The sequence below is a fragment of the Armatimonadia bacterium genome (assembly GCA_039679385.1).
Classification (GTDB): domain Bacteria; phylum Armatimonadota; class Zipacnadia; order Zipacnadales; family JABUFB01; genus JAJFTQ01.
Map to the genome: position 1 here is coordinate 1 of JBDKVB010000097.1, position 17,588 is coordinate 17,588.

General features: G+C 64.7%; 11 protein-coding genes. 9 read left to right on the top strand and 2 right to left on the bottom strand.

The window, feature by feature from the left end; genetic code table 11:
• Positions 1-137: 137 nt before the first annotated feature.
• From ABFE16_11445 to ABFE16_11485, 9 genes are all read left to right on the top strand, one after another.
• Entirely contained in the window at positions 138-440 is a 303-nt protein-coding gene (locus ABFE16_11445; GenBank protein ID MEN6345908.1) for a hypothetical protein, read from the top strand.
• 138 nt (positions 441-578) lie between these two features.
• A complete protein-coding gene (locus ABFE16_11450; protein MEN6345909.1) occupies positions 579-3,551 on the top strand; it encodes an extracellular solute-binding protein in 2,973 nt (990 codons plus the stop codon).
• Between the two features lie 69 nt (positions 3,552-3,620).
• Positions 3,621-5,519 (top strand): carbohydrate ABC transporter permease, encoded by a 1,899-nt coding sequence (locus ABFE16_11455; GenBank protein ID MEN6345910.1) that lies wholly within the window; start codon positions 3,621-3,623, stop codon positions 5,517-5,519.
• 198 nt (positions 5,520-5,717) lie between these two features.
• Positions 5,718-7,850: a NosD domain-containing protein gene (locus ABFE16_11460; protein MEN6345911.1), complete on the top strand. Its 2,133-nt coding sequence runs from the start codon at positions 5,718-5,720 to the stop codon at positions 7,848-7,850.
• Between the two features lie 52 nt (positions 7,851-7,902).
• Entirely contained in the window at positions 7,903-8,754 is an 852-nt protein-coding gene (locus ABFE16_11465; protein MEN6345912.1) for a class II fructose-bisphosphate aldolase, read from the top strand.
• A gap of 39 nt (positions 8,755-8,793) precedes the next feature.
• Positions 8,794-10,095: an aminotransferase class III-fold pyridoxal phosphate-dependent enzyme gene (locus tag ABFE16_11470; protein ID MEN6345913.1), complete on the top strand. Its 1,302-nt coding sequence runs from the start codon at positions 8,794-8,796 to the stop codon at positions 10,093-10,095.
• A gap of 186 nt (positions 10,096-10,281) precedes the next feature.
• Complete coding sequence (locus ABFE16_11475; protein MEN6345914.1) at positions 10,282-12,765, top strand: hypothetical protein; 2,484 nt, start codon at positions 10,282-10,284, stop codon at positions 12,763-12,765.
• A gap of 131 nt (positions 12,766-12,896) precedes the next feature.
• The gene (locus ABFE16_11480) at positions 12,897-13,673 is read left to right on the top strand and encodes a hypothetical protein (GenBank protein MEN6345915.1); all 777 of its coding nucleotides are present in this window, start codon (positions 12,897-12,899) and stop codon (positions 13,671-13,673) included.
• The gene (locus tag ABFE16_11485; GenBank protein MEN6345916.1) at positions 13,673-15,094 is read left to right on the top strand and encodes a sulfatase-like hydrolase/transferase; all 1,422 of its coding nucleotides are present in this window, start codon (positions 13,673-13,675) and stop codon (positions 15,092-15,094) included. The genes ABFE16_11480 and ABFE16_11485 overlap by 1 nt, the downstream gene beginning before the upstream one ends.
• Before the next feature lie 92 nt (positions 15,095-15,186).
• Here the strand turns inward: ABFE16_11485 and ABFE16_11490 are convergent, their stop codons facing one another.
• Complete coding sequence (locus ABFE16_11490; GenBank protein ID MEN6345917.1) at positions 15,187-15,603, bottom strand: hypothetical protein; 417 nt, start codon at positions 15,601-15,603, stop codon at positions 15,187-15,189.
• A 1-nt stretch (position 15,604) separates the two neighbouring features.
• Entirely contained in the window at positions 15,605-17,578 is a 1,974-nt protein-coding gene (locus ABFE16_11495; protein ID MEN6345918.1) for a family 10 glycosylhydrolase, read from the bottom strand.
• Positions 17,579-17,588 lie beyond the last annotated feature (10 nt).

A 17,588-nucleotide genomic window follows, 5' to 3' on the forward strand; every position in this document is an offset into this window, starting at 1 on the left:
CGCGTCCAACTCCGCCGCCTCCGCCACCGCCTGCTCCCCTTGTGCCTCCTGGAGGACCTGTTCCGCCCGCTGGTCCGGGCGCTCCGCCACCAGCCGGACTGGGCGCTCCAGGTGGACCGGCGGCCCCGCCGCCGCCAATGCCCCCGATGCCTGGTGCGGTTCGTCCTGGCGCTCTTGTCGCCGTGACCGAGCAGGCTGCCGCGACCTACACACGCTACTATGGGAGCATGTCGGCGCCCGAACAAGTTTTCGCCGTCGACAAGGAGGGCCGCGAGTTCCCGGCGGTCTCCACGTCCACCTCAATGCGCAACGGTGTCACTACCGTCTCGCTGACCTTCAGGGGAGTGAAGGACCCGGAGTTCGTCCGCTACCTTGCCACGCGTCGCGGGGCGCCGGACAAGCTGCTGCCCTTCGTTATCGAGAACATCCCGATCCCCTAGCCTCCAGCGGCATGGCCCTCGCAGCCGGAGGGCCATGCCGTCGCCATATTCCCCGTTTCCTCCCGTTACCCGATCGTGCTATACTACGTTTTCGGTGTCTTGCTCGATTCCCCGCTAAGCTCCAGGAGGCGTTGCGTCTTGCGCCGTTCGACACTTGCCGCTGCGTTGGCGCTTACCGCCTGCCTTGCCCTTCTGTGCACGGGTCAGGCGGCCGCCAAGAAGATCGTCCTGCGCGTCCAGTTTCTCCCCACGCGTGACCTCGCGGTCACTCCCGACCAGAAGGCCATTCTCGCCATTGCCGACGCCTTCCGTGAGAAGCACCCCAACGTCGAGCTTCTTCCCTTTGAGGGTCTTGTCATCCAGGGCGTAGGCGCGATGGACTCCGGTCCACTCATGGCTATGGCCGGCGGTGTTGCGCCCGAGGTTCTGTACGTCAACTTCCGCCAGTCGGAGACCTACATCTCCCAGAAGTTCCTCTACCCGCTCGACAAGTACGTAGAGAAGTGGCAGCAGGAAGAGGACATCAGCAAGCTCATTCCTCCCCAGGTCTGGCAGGTCATCAAGCGGAAGGGCCCCGACAATCAGGAGCACGTCTGGTCGATCCCCTACGGCGTGGTCGTCATGGCCCTTCAGTACCGCAAGGACCTCTTCAAGAAGGCCGGCCTCGATCCCAACAAGCCGCCCCAGAACTGGGATGAGATGTACGACTTCGCTCTCCGCATGACCGATCCCGAGCGCGGCGTCTATGGACTTGGGCTGGCCACCAAGGGCAGTGCCGCCTGGAACTTCATGAGCTTCCTGTGGTCGGCGGGAAGTGATGCCGTCGTTCAGGACAAGCAGGGAAACTGGCGCGCCGCCTATGATGACGACGGCGCGGTCAAGGCCATCCAGTTCTACTGGAAGCTGCGACGCGGGAAGTGGACCCGCTGCCCCAACGACGGCGAGCCGGTTCCCTTCGAGATCGGGCAGACCGAGGCTCAGTGCAAGAAGTGCCACCGGACCTTCACCATCGATGAACTCAAGAAGGAAAAGCGCCTCTATGAGGGCTGTGTCGACGGCGACCCGGCCAGCAGTCTCGGCTGGCAGCGTGGCAAGATCGGCATGATGTTCCAGTACCTGCGCGACGAGTACATCGCCCAGGTCAACCCGTCCCAGGTAGGTCTCGCCCCCATTCCTAAGGGCCCCGGCGGCGAGAGCCATGGTGAGATCAATGCCACCATGTACGGCATCAACTCCACCATCACCGACCCCGAGGTCCGCGACGCCGCCTGGGAGTACATCAAGTTCTACGCCTCCACCGAGGCTAAGCGCATCAAGACCAAGATCTTCATCGACTCCGGGTTCGCCAAGTACGTCAACCCGCAGTGGCTGACCGAGTTCGGCTACAACGACTACCTGCGCGAGGTACCCAAGGGCTGGGCCGACGTATTCCAGACCACCGTTGCCAACGCACGGCCCGAACCTTACGGTAAGAACTGCCAGCTCATCTACATCGAGATGACCGTGCCCATCGAGCGGGCGCTGCAGGTCGATGATCCCAGCGCTGACCAGATCCGGACAATCCTCAAGGAGGAAGTGGCTAACACCAACGCCAAGCTCCTTGGCCGGATCCCGCCCAACATACAGCGGATGCGCACGATCATCACGTTCTTCGTCGTCTTGTTCATGGCGATCGCCTTCATCACCCTCATGCGCAAGAGCCTGTCGCACTACTCGGTGCAGATCCAGTCTCAAAGCTCGGGGGCAAAGACGGAGACGGTCGGCTACAAGCGCCGACGGAACATCTATGCATGGATGCTGCTGCTGCCGGCGCTGGTGCTCATCGGCATATGGCAGTACTACCCCCTGGCTCGCGGCTCGATCATGGCCTTCCAAGACTACCGCATCATCGCAGGCACAGCCTTCGTGGGGCTTCAGAACTTCTCCGAGGCGATCTTCTCGAAGGACTTCTGGCTCACGATGTACCGGACGCTGTGGTATGCCTTCATGATGCTGTCCCTGGGCTTCTGCGCTCCGATTGCCCTGGCTGTGCTGCTACATGAGGTGCCGCGGCTCAAGGTCTTCTACCGCACCCTCTACTACCTGCCGGCGGTCACTACCGGGTTGGTCATCTACATGCTCTGGAAGCAGTTCTATGACCCCAGCCCGCACGGCTTCCTCAACAGCATCTACGGGCCGGCCAGCGAGATCGCGCGTGAGCTTTTGGTCTTGTTGGTCGCAGGGCTTGGGGCTGGTCTGGCTACCAGCTTCTGGAACAACCGCGACCGTGAGCCGGAGAAGCTAGCCTGGTGGATGTGGCCTATCTACGGGATCGTTCCACTGTGGTTCTACCGGCGGGCAGAGGGGGAACGGGCCACCCGCCTCTGGCGGTTCGCGAATCTCGCAGCCATGGTCGTCTGGTCGGCGATCGCCGTATACGCGGTCGTGCAGGGCGTCCGTATCACGGGCGTCTGGGTGCTGTTCCTGGCCGCTCTGGCCGCAGCAGGCGCTGTCCTGGCCTTCACGAACCCCTCACCTTCGCCGCTGAAGTATGTTGTCGGTCTGATCTCCTGCGCGGCGACGGTTCTGGTCGTCACCTATGGCGTGCAGCACGTGTGGCCCGAGCTGTTCCGAGCCGACACTCAGCAGTTCCTGGATGACGCGAACCCGGTCTTCGGCATCCCCATCTTCCCGGCGATCGCTATGGTGTGCATTATCTTGCCGCAGATCTGGGCCTCCGTTGGCCCGGGCTGCATCATCTACCTGGCCGCCATGAGAGCCATTCCGGAAGAGATGTACGAGGCCGCCGATCTTGACGGCGCCGGCTTCTGGACCAAGTTCTGGACCATCACGGTGCCCTTCCTGCGGGCCCTGATCATCATCAACTTCGTGGGCGCCTTCATCGGAGCCTTCCGCGCCTTTGAGCCCATCTTCATCATGACTTCCGGTGGCCCGGCGAACGCCACCACCGTTCTCGGGCTCGAGATCTGGCGCAACGCTTACATGTACCTCAAGTACGGGTTTGCCGTCTCCATGGCATGGATACTCGGTTCGCTGCTCATCGGGTTCACCGTCATGCAGTTGCGCATCCTGTCGCGGCTGGAGTTCCGCACCGCCAGCGCCAAGGACTAGGCGTCGGTCTGCTGTCCAGCCGCCTGCGCCGCACTAAGCACCGCCCTACCAAGGGGAGGACGTCTGCCAATGCCTCACATCGCCGTAGTGGGTCGCCGCGCGCCCAAAACCCGCCTGCTGATCGCAGCTATCTACCTGACCCTGAGCCTGGGCGCAGTCACCATGGTCGTGCCCTTCTGGCTCATGGTCAGTAGCTCCTTTACCAGTAACGTAGACTCCAACGACTTCCGCCTGGTGCCCGCCTACTGGTACAGCGATGAGGCGCTCTACAAGAAGTTCATGGAGAGCGCCTTCAACGAGGACTCCACCCTCTACAATTACGCCACCGGCGAGGACATCGGCGACTTCCTGGACGTGAAGCGCCCGGCGACGGTGAACCAGAAGCAGGTCGAGGACTATACGCAGTGGCTCGACTCGTTGCCCCTCACCTATACCTTCACGGCCCACGCCTACTCGATCGCCAAGCCCAAGATCAGCCTCGACGGCGCGCGCCGCTACCAGGAGTTCCTGTCCAAACGGTACAACGGCGACGTCCTCAAGCTGAACGCCGCCTACCGCGAGGACCGCGAGTACTTCGACTTGCAGTTGCGGCGCGAGGAATGGCACAAGCGCGTCTTCCAACCCCTCAAGGACCTGCGCTACACCGAGCAGATGGAGTTCAAGAAGACGCTTCCGTCACGGTTCCGCGTCCCTGCGCCGGTCGAGGGCATGTTCCAGGAGTTCCTGACCAATCAGGACCTCGGCCCCGGCCAGCCGACCAACGAGCCCAAGACCTACGCGAAGCGCTACCAGCTGCCCATCAAGTCCATCGCCGACCTTCGGCTGCCCGAGCGAATGCCGAAGCAGACCAACTTCGCCACGGACTGGCTCAAGTATGTACGAACCGACGTGCCGTACCAGTTCGTCGTGTTCGAACCCGGCGCCCAGCCCTCCTTCACCGAGTGGCTGAAGAAGCGCTACAGCAACGACCTCAAGTTCCTGCACAAGGTCTATGGGACCGCCGGGAAGGCCGTCAACAACTGGACGGACGTGACGCTGAGTCCGCACTACCCCTGGGATGGCATCCCGGCTGCTGACTGGGCCGCTTTCCTCGAGGACGAGAAGGGCGCGCCCGCCCAGTTCATCCATCTCGAGACGCCGCAGATCCTGTATCGCAACTGGCTCCGTGACCACTACCACACAGTCGCAGCCGTGAACGCGGCCTACCAGACGAAGCTCACGAGCTTCGACGTCGCTGAGCCCCCGATGAAGGAAGCCCAGTGGAGCGCTATGCAGGCAGATCGCAGTGCGATCAAGCGCGACTTCGTGACGCGCAACTATCGCGACGTCATCGCCTACATCTCCGTGCACGGCAGGGCGCTGCGGAATACCTTCATCCTGGTCGTGTGCGTCCTGGCGCTCACGCTCACCATCAACCCACTCTCGGCCTACGCCTTGAGCCGCTACAATCTGCCGCAGACCTACAAGATCCTGCTGTTCTTCCTCGCGACCATGGCCTTCCCGGCTGAGGTCACGGCCATCCCGAACTTCTTGCTCATGAAGCACTTGCACTTGCTCAACACCTTCTACGCCCTGATCTTGCCCAGCGCGGCCAATGGCTACTCGATCTTCCTGCTGAAGGGCTTCTTCGACGGTCTGCCACGCGATCTGTACGAGGCGGCCGAACTCGACGGGGCTTCCGAGGTGCAGATGTTCACGAGGATCTGCCTGCCGATGTCGACCCCGGTACTGGCGGTCATCGGTCTTGGCGCCTTCACCGCAGCCTACGGGTCCTTCATGTGGGCCTTCGTTGTCTGCCAGGACAAGAACATGTGGACCCTCATGGTCTGGTTGCAGCAGATGGGCAGTTGGGCTCCACAGAGCATGATCTACGCAGCGCTGGTGCTCGCAGCCATCCCAACGCTGTTAGTGTTCATCTTTGCCCAGGACATCATCATGCGCGGTGTCATCATTCCGATGGAGAAGTAGCCGCGCCGATGTCCGCCAGGTTGCTCTACCGACGGGCCGCCCTTCTGACAGGGCGGCCCGTTCTATGGTCCGGTAGCCGCAAGGTCCCGGGCACAAGCCCCTCGACCACTGCAGAAGGGCAAAGGCAGTGTACCGGGAATAGCTCCAGGTGTGGATGCAACGCCTTGTGAGGTTCACGCGAAGGAAGGTGCCTGTGCCATGCGCGTCATCCTATCGGCTCTTGCTCTTTGCCTCACCTGCGCCACCTATGCGGCCGTCATCACCGTGACACCCGGCGGCGAGCTGACCGTGCAGGCCGCTCTGGATCGTGCGAAGCCGGGAGACACCGTGCGGATGCAGCCCGGTGTGTACCACGAGCAGGTGAGCTTCAACTTCGGCGGCGAGTACCTCAAGCCCGTGACGCTCGAGGGCGAGCCCGGAGCCGTGATCGACGGGAGTACCCCGATCACCCCGGACTGGCAGCCCGCGACCGATATTGCCCCCGGTGTCTGGCGTGCCAAGATCCCCTTCCTGCCCTTCACCGTCACCGCTGACGGCAAGATCGTCACCATGCTCGACGAGAGGCGCGTCGACCCACGGACGGTGAAGGAGCAGCGCTGGCAGTGGCCCTACATCTTCCAGCATGGGATCGAGCCCTCCGGCTGGGTCGGCGTCAAGGCCCTCGGGATGTACCAGCGGGATGCCCAGACCCTCCTGATCCGCTTCCAGGACGACCGTGATCCTCGGACGATCCCCATGACCTTCGCCCCGAGAGTGGCGTGTGTGGACATCTCCAGTGCAGATCGCTGCGTCGTCCGCGGGGTAACCTTGCGCAACGCCGCCTTTGGTGTGCGAATCGAGGCGTCGCTGGGCTCGGTGGTCGAGAACTGCACCCTCGGCCCGGTCGACTACGGAGTATGGCTCGACAACGAATCAGACCGCTGCACCGTCCGGTTCAACGAGATCTTCATGAACCCCTATGCCGGTGCGAACCCGAGGCTCCCCGGGGCCTGGGACAACTGGCAGGCCCACAAGACCGGCGGCTTCTACGACCGCTATGGCGTGCAGATCAACCAGAGCCTGGGCGGCCACGAGGTCCACGACAACAACATCCACGACGTGTGGGATGGGATTGAGGACCGAGGAGCTCCCGGAGCCAATCGCGGCCTGCGCATCCACCACAACCTGATCTCGAACTGCTCCGACGACGGCCTCGAACCGAATGGTGCCGAGGAAGACTGCCGGTGGAACGGTAACATCGTGCAGCAGTGCATCTGCGGGTTCCGCATCAAAGCCCCGAAGGTCGGCCCACTCTACGCCTACCGCAACGTGTTCTTCAGCAACTCCGAGGACTACCGCAACTACGGCGAGGTGGAGCTGAAGCCCGCCTTTGTCTACGTCTACCATAACACCTGCACCGCCGGAGCCGCCGTCCAGTCCAACAAGGTCTTCGGCATCGGGACCCCCAACTACCACTACTACAACAACCTGTTCTGGTGCAAAGCCTGGTGGGGCAACTCCGGCAAGTCGGTGGACCCCAACTGGAAGGGCGACTACAACGTCTACGTGCGGCGCGACACGGACCAGCGCTGGGACGCAGGCCGTGAGCTCGCTGCCAGGCTTGGCCTCGACGCCCATAGCCTGTGGGTGAATCCAGGCGATCCTTCCTTCACCGATGCCGCAGGCCGCGACGCCTCTCTCAAGGCCGACAGTCCTGCCCGTGGCCGTGGTGTGGATCTCTCCAGTCTCCTGGGCCAGCCCTTACCCGGCTGTGAGCCCGGGTACTTCACCGGTCCGGCCCCGGACTGTGGCGCTGTCCCCTTCGGATCGCCCATGCCGAAGCTCCCGCGCACACCGGCCCAGGTCGAAGTCGTGCCTGCGGGTTCCTGGCCGGGTCCTGAGCCACCTCGTGTTCTCACTCTGATTGGTCCGAACCTGGTCCAGAACGGTGGTTTCGAGGACGGTCTGAAGGGCTGGAGCACGCCCACGACGAAGACCTTCAAGGTCGCCGCCGATGGGGCCGCTGAGGGTGCCTCGCGTCTGCAGATCAACGCCTCGCAGCAGCAGGAAACGATCCGCCAGACCATCAAGGGCCTCAAGCCCGGTGCCCTGTACCTCCTGGTCTACCAGAGCCGCTTGAATACCGTCAGCGATATGCGTATCATCGTCCGCAACCTGGCGAACGCGGGCTACCTCGCCCAGGGCGGCGCTCACCAGAGCAAGGCTTGGTGGCGCACCAGTCTCACCTTCACGGCCCCGGCCGCCGAAGTGGGCCTTGAGATCAGCCCTCGTGCCCAGGGCGTCTGCGAGCTGGACAGTATGTCGATCACCGTGGCTCCGCAACCTGACTGAACAACCCGGTGCCGCAAGAGCGGCGCCTCAACCCGTACTGGAGGTCCTGCTGTTGCCTTTGCTCCCGATGTCCGAGATTCTGGATCGCGCCTACGCTGAGGGCTATGGTGTCCCTGCCTTCGATACCTGGAATGCGGAGACCACAGCCGCCATCCTTGGCCTCGCGCAAGACCTGCGGGCCCCGGTGATTCTCATGCATGCCGGACCCGATTACGGCATCCTGTCGCCGCTGATGCTCGCCGATATGACCCGCCTGTTCATGGGCTACTACAACGTCCCCGCGGCGCTCCATCTCGACCACGGGCGGTCTCTGGAGCAGGTCCAGGACTGCCTGGACGCCCGCTATACCTCCGTAATGCTCGACTACTCCGCCAAGCCCTTCGAGGAGAACGCGGCGGCCCTGCGAGAGACCGTGGCCAGGGCGCATCCGCTGGGCGTCACGGTAGAAGCCGAGATCGGGCATGTCGGTCGGGCCGGGGCGAGCCACGAGAGCTCCGGGGCCTCCACACTCACCGACGCGCAGGAGGCCGCCGACTTCGTGGCCCAGACCGGCGTCGATGCCCTCGCCGTGTCCATCGGCAATGCCCACGGCCACTACACCGCTCTGCCCCAGTTCGACTTCGAGCGACTTGCGCAGATCCGCGACGCCGTCAGCCTTCCCCTCGTTCTGCACGGTGGAAGCGGAACCCCCGACGAGGAGTTGCGCCGTGCCATCTCCCTGGGGATCACCAAGGTGAACGTCGTCACCGAGCTGGTCACAGCGGTTCGCCAGTCGCTCCTGGATCAGTGGGGCGAGAGCCGCAACAAGCACATCCCCTTCGCCTACACCGAAGCGACCCAAGCCATGCTGCCGGTTGCCGAGAAGTGGTTCCGCGTCTGTGGCGCGGTCGGTAAGGCCGGCTAACACACCCAGGTACTACCTGGACGGATCCGAGGTCAGAACATGCCTGGTCCACTGAAGCTCGATCGATCGCAGGAGCTCTACGCCCGCGCTGTCGAGGTCATCCCCGGCGGCTCACAGACCAGCAGCAAGCGCCCGCAGGGCTATGCGCCGGGCGCCTTCCCCATCTACGTCGATCACGGCAAGGGTTGCCGAGTCTGGGACGTCGATGGTCAGGAGTACATCGACTACATCCTCGCACTGGGCCCCATCACCCTCGGCTACTGCTACGAGGCGGTTGATGAGGCCGTCCGTGCGCAGCTCAGCAAAGGCATGATCTTCGGCCTGCTGCATGAGGTCGAGGTCGAGGCCGCCGAGCGCATCTGCAACATGGTCCCCTGCGCCGAGATGGTGCGCTTCCTCAAGGGCGGCGCTGAGGTGACCTCAGCGGCAGCCCGCATCGCCAGGGCCTACACCGGCAAGGAGCTCATTCTCAACTCCGGCTATCGAGGTTGGGCTGACACCTGGGCCGCGCAGAGCGAGCCACCTTCCGGTGCCGGGGTTCCCGAATGTCTCCGCGCGATGGTCAAGGGCTTCCCGCGCGACGACAACGCAGCCCTGCGCAACCTGCTGGAGAGGTACAAGGGCAAGGTCGCGGCGGTCTTCGTCGATGTCGCCTCCGGGACGGCTGCTCCGAAGGAAGCCATCCAGGGCATGCGCGACCTGTGCGATGAGTTCGGCGTGGTGCTGTGCTTCGACGAGATCGTCACCGGCTTTAGGCTCGCGCCCGGAGGCGGGCAGGAGTACTATGGCGTCACCCCGGACCTGGCCTGCTTCGCCAAGGGCATCGCCAACGGTATGCCCGTCGCCTGCGTCTGCGGCAAGCGCGAGATCATGCAACCGGCCAAGGACCTGCTCATCAGCGTTACCTATGGCGGCGAGTGCCTCTCCCTGGCGGCCGTCGCGGCAGCCCTCGACGAGTACAAGAACAAGCCCGTCCACGAGCATATCTGGCAGCAGGGCCAGCGCCTCATGGACGGCATCAAGTCCCTCGGCGAGAAGCACGGCGTACCGATCTGGTGCAGCGGACTGGCCCCGATGTCCATGCCGGGCTTCCACTACGACGACGCGAAGCTCAACGCCGACGTATGGAGCCTGTTCCTCCAGGAGACCGCAGTCCGTGGCGTGCTCCTCCGGCGCGGCGGCCTGCTTTTCATCACCTACATGCACAAGGCCGAGGACATCGACGAGACCCTTGGTGCGACGGACGAGGCCCTGGCTGTCGTTGCCGACGCCGTCGCGAAGGGCGACCTCACACAGCGCCTGCGTGTCAAGAAGATCGAGGAGAGCTTCCGCCGGTTCTAGTCCAGCCCTCCGAGCTGTGGGGGACATGCCGGCACCTCACCTGTCCCCCACAGCCATACTCCTCTCCCCTCGCCTCTCTCCCAGACACCCCTGTGAGAGGTCAGGCCCCCGTCGGCGACGAAAGACCCTCCCGTATCCGCAACGGTGTCGTGAACCGTGAGCATGTCCAAGTCAGGTGGAACCCCAATGAGAGTGCTCGTCCTCGTATCCGTGCTCGCCTTGAGTCCCCTGGTGTCCTTTGCCGACACCCTCATGACCCTCGACGACGTCGAGGGCACCTTCGCCTCGTGGTCCAAGATGCAGCCGGTCACCAGCCCGGTCCACAGCGGCGGCCACGCCCTCGAGTGGGATGTAGCCGCAGCTCCGATCTGCGACTCTCCGCGCTTCTCCGCCGACTGGCGGGAGTTCGATGAACTGCGCTTCTGGGCCTACCTCAAGACCCCGGTCAACCTCTCGGTTCCGATCGTCTTCGTCGCCCCGGGTGGGTACTACATGGCCCAGTGGAGGCTCGACTGGACGGGCTGGAAGGAGCAGCGCATCAAGCTCTCCGACTGCTCGAAGGCCCACGAGCCGGCGGGCTGGGATCAGATCCAGTCCTTCGGCTTCCGCGCCCAGGGATACGGACAGCCCCCGGTTCCGGCCGGCCTCACAGTCGTCCTCGATGACTTCACACTCCACTCGCCGAAGGACCTTCCCCACAAGACGCTTCAGGATTGGATCGTTCAGGAGCGAAAGCAACGCATGCAGCAGCTCAAGGAAAGCGGAAACCCGTACTTCCAGACAGTGATCGAGAGCCTCAAGTCCGTCAAGGCCACTCCCGACCTGCCCGAGAATCCGACTTCAGCCTGGTCCTACCGCGGTGTGTGCGCACGACTGCTCCCCGTGGCCTGGGCCGCCGCCAGCGATCAGTCGCCCCGGAAGGGCGACCCGACGCTCATCGCCAACGCCCTTGCGGTGATCGACTACTGCCTCGCCAACCAGAAGGAGGGAAGCTGGTACTACACCCGCAAGTGGGAGCAGACCAGCGACCCGAACGCCGATCGCTTCGCCCTGGGCCCGCTCATGGATGCCGTCTGGTTCCTGCGCCAACTCCCCGAGGGCAAGGAGGCCTGGAAGCGCTGGGATGCTCCTCTGCGCCAGTTGGCCGACTTTCAGTACGAGAAGTGGTGGCGCTACGCCGAGCATGGCTACACCGATAACGTCGCGTGGGGCTCCAGCGCGCGCATCTACCCGAATCAGGACGTCTTCGTCCTGTATATCATGGCCGTTGCCTACGAGCTGTGGGGCGACCCGAAGTACCAGGAGGCGGCCCACGGGACTCTCGCAGCCCTCGACAAGGCGCTCCTGCCAGATGGCGGCTTTCACTACATCGGCCCGGAGACCGAATGCGACACCTACCACACGCTGAACCTCGTGTGGATCGGGCGCTACTACCAGCTCACCCACGATGAGAAGGCCCGCGAGCTCCTCGCGAAGACGGTCAACTACTACCCGCTCAGCTACACCGCCGAGGCGCGGCCCGAGTACTACACCGACTGCTGGTGGAAGCACTACTGGGCAGACGCCTCTCCCAACGGCCCGGAGATTGTGGCCGGCGTGACCGGAGACGGGCAGAACAAGTACCTGGCAGATCGCGCGATGGAGCGCAAGGGCATCGGCAGCGACGACGCGGCCGTCTACACCGGCATGTTCTACCGCGGTGACGTGGAGGCCAGGAAGCCCGCCGACAACTGGCTCAAGCTGGACCGCAACATTGGCGGTCCCCGCGGTGCTTTCGGTACGTGGCATTTCGCCGGCACCGTCGGTGGCGGCGCCCGAGACACCTTCGTCGGCGGCATGGTCAGCGACCCGCAGCGCAGCCAGCCGCTCTACGGCGCCTTCCTGGCGGCAAACATCGAGGTCGCCCTGGGTGGGAGCGGTGCCCGTGACCGAACCCATCTGTTCCTCTCCGGGCCGGATGACCAGACCTCGGTCGCCGTCGCCGGGGACGCCTCTATCCTGGCCGCTCGCTACTCACCCCGCAAGGGCTACATCAACGGCATCTTCAACCCGCAGGTCGCACCAACGCCCTGGCAGGCGACCCAGGTGTGGCTGCTCAGCCGCTGGGGCCTTCTGGGACTCGTCGAGCTGGAGGCAAAGGAGGCCCAGACCGTGCCCTATCTGGGCGGCGAACTCCGGTTCGGTCCCGAGCTCGCGCTGACGGCGGAGGGCGATGGCTTCCGCTGTGGCGACCTGACTGCCCGCGTGCTGGAGCACAACTTCGCCACCCTCGAGACCATGCCGGCACGACCGGGATACGCCCAGCAGCGGACCGCCAACAGCATGCTGTACCTGCGCACTGCCGGCGATTCCTACGCAGCGAAGCCAGGGGAACCGCTCCGCTATGTAGCCTGGATCGCTCCAGCGGGCGCCCCGACAGTTGAGGATTTCAGCCGTCTCCAAGTCCCGGGCGTCTGGGGCTTCAGAGCACGGATCGCCGGTCGTCCGCTCGCAGCCGTGTACAACCCGGCAGGAACGCCGGTGACGGTCTCAATCACCTGGCCGACAACGAGCGCCACGATCTACCGGGGAGATGGCACGAGTGCCGCCCTCAAGATCGAGCGTGCGGCCGACGGAAGCCTGAGCCTGAGTGTGCCTGCTCAGACCGCCCTGCTGGTCGACACCGAGTAGTCTGAACGCAGCCGGGGGTAGGTCCGTCACTAAGGGCAGTCTCACAGGATGCAAGTGCTTGCGTGGTCGCGCTGTTGGGGTAACAAGGCCCTGCCTGGGCCCACTACGCGGAGACTCCTGGAGGTGATTGCATGCCTGAGGTGCCCGAACTGGCGCCCGCGGATCTGCCCCTATCACTGCGTCGCTTGTGGCCGGCGCTGCGGACCTTCGTCCCGCCCGCGGGTAGCTTCAGCCCGGCCGGTCAGTGGGAACACACCTACGCCGTGCGAGCCGTTTTCCCCTCTGGGCCTGCGGAGATCGACGCCCTCGCAGGGCCCGGGGTGCTGAGGCTGCGGAAGAGTCCGACCGCTGCCGACACCTTCACGCTGCAGGTCGGCATCTCGCCGATGGTCGGCGGCAACTCCGAACGCGTCGAAGTCCTGATCACCTGCGCCGCAGACAAGCTGTCGACGCCCCTGCGCTGGGAGCTTCACTCTCTGATGCTCGACGCGCAGGGCGCCCCGATTCCCGCCACCGACCTTCGCGAGAAGGGTGAACTCCTCGGCGCGGAGGTCCGCCGCACCAGGACTCGCACTCGGGTAACCCCGGTCCGACTTCCTCTGTCTGCCAACTGGTGCGTGATGGAGGCGCTGCAGCGGTGGCCTGCCGATGACCCTTCCGAGGCCGACTTCGACATGCTCGAGGAGCTGCAGCTCCTGCGACCCGGGCAGCGTCTGGCCTACCGGCGCACTGTCGAGGTACCCCTTGCCGCCGGGCCGCTGCGCCTGCATGGTTACGAGCAGTTCGGTCAGGGCCTTCTCCCCTACACCTACTGGCTCGATGACCAGCGCCGCCTGCTGTTTGCGATCGGCGGTCTGCGTGCCTACCTGTGGCAACCCTCGCTGAAGATGACGGAGGTGAGCCTGTGATGGCCAGGGGCATGACCCGGCGTCAGTTTCTCCAGACCGGAGCTCTGGGTGCAGCGGCCCTCGCCGCAGGAGGGAGCTCGGTACTCGGAGCCCCCGCGGTTCACCTCAACCGGCCGCCGAACCTGCTCCTCATCACCGTGGACCAGCTCAACGGGAACATCCTCTCCGGGCATGGCTGCGAGTACGTGCACACGCCGAACCTCGACCGGCTCCTGGCTCGCGGCGTCTCCTTCCGCGAGTCCTACTCTGCCAATCCGGTCTGCTGTCCCGCTCGGGCTGCCTGGGTCACGGGCCGACCACCCAGCGAAAACGGCGTTGTGATCAACGACGTCTACCCGATCGCCGAGACCATGCCCGACTTCGGGCAGTGGTTCTCGACTCGCGGCTATGAGTCGCTCTACTCAGGCAAGTGGCACGTGACCGGACGGAACTTCGCCCAGACCTTCAGGGTGCTCACCAACGGCAGCGGGATCGGTGAGAACACGGACTCCGTCGTCTCGCGGGCGGCCGAGAGCTTCCTGCTCAACTACACGGGCGACAAGCCCTTCTTCCTGACCCTGGGCTTCCTGCAGCCGCACGACATCTGCTACTGGGTGTTCCTCCACAGCCAGCACCCGGAGGAGCTGCCCTACCCACAGATTGAGGCTGAGCTGCCGCCGCTGCAGCCCAACTTCAACTTCGACCCGCGCGAGCCCGAAAAGGTCAAGCAAGCCTGGCGAGGACCCCAGGGCGCCTGGGGCAAGTACATGTCCAGATGGCCTGACTGGATGTGGCGCTACTACCGCTGGGCCTACTACCGGCACGTCGAGATGGTCGATGCACAGATCGGGCGCGTGCTCGATGCGCTGGAGGACTCGCCCCACGCGGACAACACCGTCGTGGTCTTCACTGCCGACCATGGTGACGGGATGGGCTGCCATCACCTGTGGCAGAAGATGTACCTGTACGACGAGGCCGCCCTGGTGCCCTTCATCGTGTCCTGGCCAGGGCAGATTGCCGAGGGCGTGCAGGACCGCACGCACCTGGTCTCAGGCCTCGACGTAGCGGCGACGCTGACCGACTATGCGGGTATCGAGGCCATGCCGAAGGCCCGAGGACGCAGTCTCCGGCCTCTGGCCGAAGGTCGCGACGTCTCCTGGCGCGAGTTCGTCGTCAGTGAGGCCGCCATCACGGGCCGCATGGTGCGGACGCCGGAATGGAAGCTCATCACCTACAAGGGCGATCCGACTGAGCAGCTCTTCAGCATGACCGCCGACCGTGGCGAGACCCTGAACCTCGCCGCCGAGGGCACGCACCCAAACACGATCGAAGACCTGCACAAGTGCCTGACAGACTGGGAAGCGTCCCTTGAGCCGCTGAACCTGGAGGGCCGCCTGCGACCCCGGCCTCAGCCTCCTCGACGACCGGCGGGTCGGCAGTAGCGGCGTCCCCACCTGTCTGCACCCACGCAAAGGGCACGGGAGCCTCTCGTCACCCGTGCCCTCTTGTGTTCTGTCCGGCAGCGTACCGGCCGCTACTCCTTCTTGCGGAAACGCTGCACGCAGCTTCCCTGTCCGCCCTCTATCTCGACGCCAACTCCGACCGGCTCCAGCATCCCCTGCGAGACGTACAGGCAGTGGTCGCAGTACAGCGGCATCGGTTCACGGCCATGAGCGAGGAGATGGCGGAAGGCCGGGCACGTGCGGACCTCCAGGGTCAGGCAGTCGCCCTCCAGCACGCAGGCGATCTCGCTACCGGGCTCCTCTGCAAAGAGCTGTTCCCAGTGCTCCTGCAGCGCCGGCAATCCTCGCTCACGCACCGCCTCTGTCACGGCCGCATAGTGTTCGCGACCCATCTCTTCCCAGTAGGCGTACAGCGCACCCTCACCGAAGTGTCTCAGGATATGGTTGAAGGTTGCGTTGATGGCGAAGTAGAAGTCGGGTGCCCCCATCTCAGTCTCCTGCGAAGACCCCGCGGCGGAGAGCCGGCAGAAACCGGTCGCCCAGGTCGGTAGTGTACGAGAACAGCAGGAACCCATCGGCGCCAAGCTCACGGTCGGCCACGACGGACTCGGCCACGGTGCGAGGCCCGGGATGCAGCCACGCGCCGATCCCCACGTACAGCGGCTTGTCACCGGCTGCCTCGCGCTGGCGCTTCACTCGGTCGGTGTGGCGCTCGAAGCCCGAGGGCGAATCGTAGGCCATCGGACAGACGAAGTCGATCCAGCCCTCGCGCAGCCAGCGTGCCCAGTCCTGACCGACCATGGTGCGATGGTAGGGCCAACTCGGATAGACCGACGCTGAGATCGTCACCGGGTTCTGCGTGCCACGAACCTTGTGGACCTCCTCCGCGACCGCACGGACGACGTTACTCACCTGCTCACAGCGCCACTCGGCGAACTTCTCGAACAGCGGGCCATCGGGCTTACCGCCGGAACCCGCGAGGACGTCATCCGGCCATTTCGCGGCCGTCACTTTGGCCCACTTCTCGAACCGCTCGCGGTCACGGGGTCCGTAGGACCCGCTGTAGTTCTCGTAGCGGATGTAGTCGAAGTGCACGCCGTCGGCCGGGTAGTTCGCGGCGAACTCAGCCATCATGTCGGCCTGAAGCTGCACCACCCCGGGCTCCGAGGGGTTCAGCCAGAATACCCGGTCGCCACCCTCGAGCACACGGTCGGACCCGTCAGGGCCGATCTGCCACCAGCCCTTCTCGCGACCGCGGGCGATGATCTCGTCTGTAGGAGTGCGCCAGTTGTTGTTGATGAACCAGGCGTGATAGCGCAGCCCGTACTTGTGGCAGGCCGCGATTCCCTCGGCCACCGGGTCTTCGTCACCCTCAAGCCGACTGGGGATGATCTTGCTGTGGTAGGAGGCTCGTCCTCCCCACTCCACGCGCACGAACAGGTCTGTCAGGCCGTTCTCCTTCGCGACCCGGGCGGTCTTCTCCCAGCCCCAGTCACTGGCTCCCTGCGGTATCACGACCCAGGCGCCACGCAGCTTGTCCGGCCGCGAGGGCAGCGAAGCAAGGTACAGGTCTTCGGCCTGCGAGCGCAACTGCACAGCTTCGCGGAAGACCTCCCAGGGCTTCGCCTCAGCACCCGAGGTCGTCAGTCGGTCAAAGCGTGCGACCAGCGCCTCGACCTCGCTCTTCACCGGCTTGTCGGCCGCCAGCTTCTTCAGCCCGTCCCAGTCCGCAGCGAACTGGTAACCCAGTTCTTTCCGGCACGCGAAGGCGGCTGCTCGCTGCCAGACTTCCGGCCTCCAACTCCCGAACACCGCGAGCAGCATCTGGGCCTTCCCGGCCAAGTCACCGGGCGTCATGACGTGCCCGATCCAGGCGACCTGATCCGACATCACCATGCCCGGCCCAGAGTCGGTCTTGCCATCGCCCGCCACCCAGTCCAGCACGGGTCGGGACTTGCCCGTCTCCAGCCCTGAAAGCAGGTAGGCGTTCCAGCTCCCCTGGCCGACCTCCGCAGGCATCCCCGGTGGCGCGTAACTCGTCGCCCGCAAGGTGGCGAAGGACTGGGCCTCACCGGCCGGGGCAAACAGCAGCTCACCCATGCCGAGGCGCTCGCGCACGGCCGTCGGGCAGAAGAAGCACAGCAGCGCTCGGCCGCCATCATCGAGAAACCGCAGCAAGGCTGCCTCGACTTCCGCGGGCATGTCGGGGTTGTAGGGGCATGCCACGAACTCGCTCACCGGGACCTGCTTGGCCACCAGCGCAGTCTCTTCGACTGTGTGGTAGCGCAGCCCGGCCACGTCGAGAACGTTGCGAAGGTTCTGGAAGTAGGTGGAGACATCGCCACCGGCTGAGGGTCGCTGAGCGAGCAGACTCGTCGGCCGGATCAGCGCCACGTCATAGGTCGTCTGGCATAGTCCTGCCCAGGGCAGAAGCAGCGCAGCAACGACCAGGAGCTTCCGCATCGGTGCCTCC